The organism is Streptomyces sp. NPDC044002 (assembly GCF_056434525.1).
Genome location: NZ_JBWKEZ010000138.1, coordinates 1 through 5,706 on the forward strand (window position 1 = coordinate 1; position 5,706 = coordinate 5,706).

The 5,706-nt window shown below is 71.4% G+C and carries 4 protein-coding genes and 1 pseudogene; 3 read left to right on the plus strand and 2 right to left on the minus strand.

Going from position 1 to position 5,706, the window contains the following annotated elements:
• Positions 1 to 189 precede the first annotated feature (189 nt).
• Complete coding sequence (locus AC07A6_RS41160) at positions 190 to 2,133, minus strand: anthranilate synthase family protein (RefSeq protein WP_478780518.1); 1,944 nt, start codon at positions 2,131 to 2,133, stop codon at positions 190 to 192.
• A gap of 322 nt (positions 2,134 to 2,455) precedes the next feature.
• Between AC07A6_RS41160 and AC07A6_RS41165 the strand changes: the two genes are divergently transcribed.
• Positions 2,456 to 3,820 (plus strand): class II 3-deoxy-7-phosphoheptulonate synthase, encoded by a 1,365-nt coding sequence (locus tag AC07A6_RS41165; RefSeq protein WP_185911169.1) that lies wholly within the window; start codon positions 2,456 to 2,458, stop codon positions 3,818 to 3,820.
• A 172-nt stretch (positions 3,821 to 3,992) separates the two neighbouring features.
• Positions 3,993 to 4,259, plus strand: a complete 267-nt coding sequence (locus AC07A6_RS41170; RefSeq protein WP_478780519.1) for a (2Fe-2S)-binding protein — start codon at positions 3,993 to 3,995, stop codon at positions 4,257 to 4,259.
• 49 nt (positions 4,260 to 4,308) lie between these two features.
• Here AC07A6_RS41170 and bfr read toward each other — a convergent pair whose 3' ends face one another.
• Entirely contained in the window at positions 4,309 to 4,785 is a 477-nt protein-coding gene (gene bfr, locus AC07A6_RS41175; RefSeq protein ID WP_478780520.1) for a bacterioferritin, read from the minus strand.
• Between the two features lie 194 nt (positions 4,786 to 4,979).
• Between bfr and AC07A6_RS41180 the strand changes: the two are divergent.
• Positions 4,980 to 5,600: pseudogene (locus AC07A6_RS41180) on the plus strand (sulfite oxidase-like oxidoreductase); the annotation flags it as partial.
• Positions 5,601 to 5,706: the final 106 nt, after the last annotated feature.

Below are 5,706 nucleotides of genomic sequence, written 5' to 3' on the forward strand. Positions count from 1 at the left end.
GCGAGGCTATCTATAGCCCCGCCGGCGTTTGAGGCGCGGGGGTCTGGGGGCGGAGCCCCCAGGGGGTCCGGGCGCAGCCCGGGGAACGGTGGAAGGGCGGGTAGGGGACGGCCCCGCAGGGCAACCGCCCGCACCGCCTCCCCCGGCTGCGCCGGACCGGCCCGCACCGCCCCCCCCGGGGGGACCCGGCTACGCCGGACCGGTTGCGGCGCCCGCCGCCGAGCGGACGAGGGCGGACACCAGCTCCGCCCCGCGCAGGGTGAGCACCGACTCCGGGTGGAACTGCACCCCCGCGAACCCCCGCGCCGCGCAGCGGACCGCGTGGACCTCCCCGGTGACGGCGTCACGCGACACCTCCACCCCGTGCGCCGCGAGCTCCGCCGCCGCCTCCGCGTCGCACGACGCCGCGTACGTGTTGTAGAAGCCCACCACCTCCGGCGTGCCGAACAGGTCGACCACCACCTGCGCCCCCTGCGCCGGCTCCGTCTTCCGCACCAGCGGCAGTCCCAGCTCCGCCGTGATCAGCTCGTGCCCGAGGCACACCCCCAGCAGCCCGCCCCGGTGGGAGGTGAGCAGCTCCCGCGCCAGCCCGCGCAGCATCCGCATCCTGGGGTCGGCCGCGTCCGCCGGGTTGCCCGGACCCGGGCCGAGGACGACCGGGCCGTCCCAGGCCAGGGCGAGGGACCGCAGTCCGGGGTCGTCGTAGCGGCGTACGGTCACCTCCAGCCCGGCCACCCGCAGCACGTGGGCCAGCATCGCCGTGAAGGTGTCCTCCGCGTCGATCACCAGCGCGCGCCCGGCCGAGACCGCGTCCGCGTCCGCCGGCCGCTCCTGCATGCGGAGCCAGAACGGCGCCAGGTCCGCCCGCCGCGCGGCGAGGGCCGCCTGGACCCGGGGGTCGTCGGCCAGTCCGGCCGCCCCGCCCGAGGGGGCCGGCCGGGGCGCGGCGGGCCGTACGCCCAGGGCGGCCAGTACGCCGGCGGCCTTGGCGTGGGTCTCGGCCACCTCGCCGAGCGGGTCCGAGTGGCGGACCAGGGTGGCGCCGACCGGCACCCGCAGCGCCCCGTCGGGGGCGATGTCGGCGGTGCGGATCAGGATGGGGGAGTCCAGGGTCTGGGCGCCGGACGCGTCCAGACCGAGCAGTGCCAGGGCTCCCGCGTAGTAGCCGCGGCCGCCGCTCTCGTACCGCTCGATCACCCGGCAGGCGTTCTGTACGGGCGAGCCCGTGACCGTCGCCGCGAACATGGTCTCCCGCAGCACCTCCCGGACGTCCAGCGAGGAGCGTCCGCGCAGCTCGTACTCGGTGTGCGCGAGGTGGGACATCTCCTTCAGGCGGGGGCCGACGACGACCCCGCCCATGTCGCCGACCGTGCACATCATCTTCAGTTCCTCGTCGACCACCATCGACAGCTCCTCGGTCTCCTTGCGGTCGGCGAGGAAGGCGAGGAGCGACTCGGCGGTCGGCCCGGAGTCCGGGTAGCGGTAGGTGCCGCTGATCGGGTTCATCACGACCGTGCCGCCGGACATCCGCACGTGCACCTCGGGGCTGGCCCCGACGAGGGTGCGGTCGGGGGTGTGGACCACGTACGTCCAGTACGCGCCCCGCTCGCCCTCCAGCAGCCGCCGGAACAGGGCCAGGGCGTCGGCCCGGCCGAAGCCGTCGATCCGGCCCCCGTAGGTCCGCCGGATCACGAAGTTCGCGCCCTCGCCGCGGCCGATCTCCTCGCGGATCACCCGGTCGACGGTGGCCGCGTACTCCTCGTCGGGGACGTCGAAGCCGCCGCCGTCCACCCGCACGCGGTGGTCCGGGAGCCCGGCCAGCGCCTGCGCGAGCGGGATCTCGTACGCCTCCTCGGCGGCCAGCACGGCCAGCGGCGTGCCGTCGTCGCGCACGTCGAACCCGCGCTCGCGGATCTGCCGGAAGGGGACCAGGGCGAGGGTGGGGAGTTCCCGCACGGGCAGGTCGGCGAGCCGGGCGGCCTCGTGGACCGGGCCGAGGAGCACCTCGACGGTGTCGTGGTCGCGGCCCGGGGTGCGCCGGCGCAGCAGGGCGAAGGGCGGGGCGGAGTCGTCGAGGAGCCGGGTGAGGTCGAAGTCGGGGCGGGGCGTGGGGCTGGGCGTGGGGCGGGTCATGGGGCGTCCTTCCGGTGGGGTGTCGGAGGGAGGGACGGCCCGTGTCGGCACACGCAAAAGGCCGCCCCTCGGGGCGGCCTGCGCTTCGCTCGTGTCAGTGGGTACGCGAGAGGAGTGGGCCGCCGGGAGCGGGCCACCACCAGTTCAGGTTGGCGTGCGCGTACATGGGAGGCACCCTAGCCCACCGGGACGCCGTTCCGCTGCATCTGACTTTTTCCGACATGTGAACCTTGCATTCCGTTAATCCGTGGCCCCTGGGCCTTCGAACGACACCGTCTCATCAGGTGGGCGTCCGGCCGGACACGGCGAATGACGACGTAATGTGTACGAGGTGACCGTGAACGCTGAAAACCAAGCCCTCGCCGCCAAGGCGACCTGGCGAGACCTTCCCGCGGCGCAGCAGCCTTCGTACCCCGATGCCGAGGCCCTGCGCGCTGTCGTCGCGGACCTCGAGTCGTATCCTCCGCTCGTCTTCGCGGGCGAGTGCGACCAGCTGCGCGCCCGTCTGGGAGCCGTCGCCAAGGGCGAGGCGTTCCTGCTCCAGGGCGGCGACTGCGCCGAGGCCTTCGACGCCGTCTCCGCCGACCACATCCGCGCCAAGCTGAAGACCCTGCTCCAGATGAGCGCCGTCCTCACGTACGCGGCCTCCGTGCCCGTCGTGAAGGTCGGCCGCATCGCGGGCCAGTACTCCAAGCCGCGCTCCAAGGACACCGAGACCCGCGACGGCGTCACCCTGCCGACCTACCGCGGCGACTCCGTCAACGGCTTCGCCTTCACCGAAGAGGCCCGCGTCCCGGACCCGGAGCGCCTGAAGCGCATGTACCACGCGTCGGCCTCGACGCTGAACCTGGTGCGCGCCTTCACCACCGGTGGTTACGCCGACCTGCGCCAGGTGCACGCCTGGAACCAGGACTTCGTGAAGTCCTCCCCGTCCGGGCAGCGCTACGAGCAGCTCGCGCGGGAGATCGACAACGCCCTGAACTTCATGAAGGCCTGTGGCACCGACCCGGCCGAGTTCAAGGCGGTGGAGTTCTACTCCTCGCACGAGGCGCTGCTGCTGGACTACGAGGGCGCCCTCACCCGTACGGACTCGCGTACCGGCAAGCTGTACGACACCTCCGGCCACATGGTCTGGATCGGTGAGCGCACCCGCCAGCTGGACCACGCGCACATCGAGTTCTGCGCGCAGATCGCCAACCCGATCGGCATCAAGCTCGGCCCGACGACCACGGTCGACGAGGCGCTGACGTACATCGACCGCCTGGACCCCGAGCGCGAGCCGGGCCGGCTGACCTTCGTCGTCCGCATGGGCGCCGACAAGGTCCGCGACAAGCTCCCCGAGCTGGTCGAGAAGGTCACCGCGTCCGGTGCGACCGTCGCGTGGGTCACCGACCCGATGCACGGCAACACCTTCGAGGCGGCCTCCGGCCACAAGACGCGCCGCTTCGACGACGTGCTCGACGAGGTCAAGGGCTTCTTCGAGGTCCACAAGGCGCTGGGCACCCACCCGGGCGGCATCCACGTCGAGCTCACCGGTGACGACGTCACCGAGTGCGTGGGCGGCGGCGACGAGATCTTCGTCGACGACCTGCACCAGCGCTACGAGACGGCCTGCGACCCGCGGCTCAACCGCAGCCAGTCCCTGGACCTGGCCTTCCTGGTCGCCGAGATGTACCGCGACCAGTAGTCGCGAGCGGTAGGCGATCAGTAGGTACCTTCCTACGACGATGGGGCGCGGATCGATGTGATCCGCGCCCCATCGTCGTACCCGGGTCTTTTAGGGGACCCTAACTTTGGGTACGGTTAGGTAAGCCTCACCGAATAGGGGATGGCCTGCCGAACCGTTCCGCTCCAGGGAGGTGAACCGCGTGTACGTCTGCTCTTGCTTCGGCGTCACCGACAAGCAGGTGAAGGAACACGCGGCTGCCGGGGCCTGCACCCCCCGCCAGATCGCCTCGGCCACCAAGGCCGGCACCGACTGCGGCTCCTGCGTGCGCACCATCCAGGGCATCCTCGGCCGCGGGGCCTGCCCCCGCCGGGAGCTGCTGGAGAAGGGCAACGCCGCGGCCGTCCTCGCCGCCGACCCCGCGCCGGCGCCCGAGCGGGAGCTGGCGGAAGCCGCCTGAGGGCTGCGGCCGAGGGCTGCGGCCGGCTCGGTCGGCTCGGCTGGCTCGGTCAGCTGGGCTGCTCGATGAGCTGCGCGATGTACAGCGCCTCGCCGAGGGACTCGATGAGCTCCAGCTGGGTGTCGAGGTAGTCGATGTGGTGCTCCTCGTCCCCCAGGATCTCCTCGAAGAGGCGGGCGGACGTGATGTCGCCCTTCCCGCGCATGACCTCGATGCCGCGCTTGAGGCGGTCGATGGCCTCGACCTCGACCTGCCGGTCCGCCTGGAACATCTCCGTGATCGTCTGTCCGACGCGCACGTGGAAGAGGCGCTGGTAGTTCGGCAGGCCGTCGAGCATGAGGATGCGCTCGGTGATCTTGTCCGCGTGCTTCATCTCGTCGATGGACTCTTCACGCGTGTACTTGGCGAGCTTGGTCCACCCCTTGTTGTCCTGGATGCGGTAGTGCAGCCAGTACTGGTTGATGGCCGTGAGCTCGCCGGTCAGCTGCTCGTTGAGGAATTCGAGGACCTCGGGGTCGCCCTGCATCGCAGAGGCTCCTTCCAAGCAATGTCAGCTAGTGACGGGGCTGGTGACTGGCAGTGCGCGCATCCTTGCACTGCCGCCCTGGGGCGTCCAGTAAGTGCCTCCTTAGTGGGAGTTACCGGGACTTGCCCGAATCAGGTCGTACCGCAGGTCGTACCTGGTCGTGACCACCCCGCCACGTCTGTCACCATGGAGGCATGGGTCAGCCGGAAAGCCGGGAATCTCCGGGAGCAGAGCAGCTTGAGCTCCCTCCGGGGCAACGGTTGCAGAGGGGTTGGCCCGTCACCCACTACGGCCCCGTGCCCAAGTTCAAGCCGGACCGCTGGGAGTTCCGCGTATTCGGCGCGACGGCGGACGGCGAGAAGCACTGCTGGAACCACGAGGAGTTCGCGGCCCTGCCGTTCGACTCCGTCGTGGCCGATCTGCACTGCGTCACCAAGTTCAGCATGACGGGCGCCGAATGGGGCGGCGTGCTGGCGCGCACCGTACTGGAGCTGGCCCCGCCGGCCCCGCAGGTCACGCACGTGATGGTGTGGGCCGAGTACGGCTTCAGCTCCAACATGAGACTGGCCGACTTCGCCTCCGACCGGACCGTCTTCGCCACCCACATGGGCGGCGAACTGCTGACGGCCGAGCACGGTTTCCCGCTGCGGCTCGTGGTCCCGCACCTGTACGCCTGGAAGGGCCCGAAGTGGGTCCGGGGCGTGGAGTACATGACGGCCGACCGCCGGGGCTTCTGGGAGGAGCGCGGCTACCACAACATTGGCGATCCCTGGCGGGAGCAGCGCTACTCGTACCAGGAGGAACCGGGCGAGGGGGGGGGGGGGGGGGGGGGAGGGGGGGGGGGGGGGGGGGGGGGGGGGGGGGGGGGGGTTTTTTGGTTGTGGTTGTGGGGGGAGGGGTGGGTCGTCTCCCTATCACCCC

Excerpts from the sequence above, each read along its gene's own strand:
- bfr (WP_478780520.1), bottom strand. The coding sequence starts at position 4,785 with ATGCAGGGCGACCCCGAGGTCCTCGAATTCCTCAACGAGCAGCTGACC.
- AC07A6_RS41160 (WP_478780518.1), bottom strand. The coding sequence starts at position 2,133 with ATGACCCGCCCCACGCCCAGCCCCACGCCCCGCCCCGACTTCGACCTC.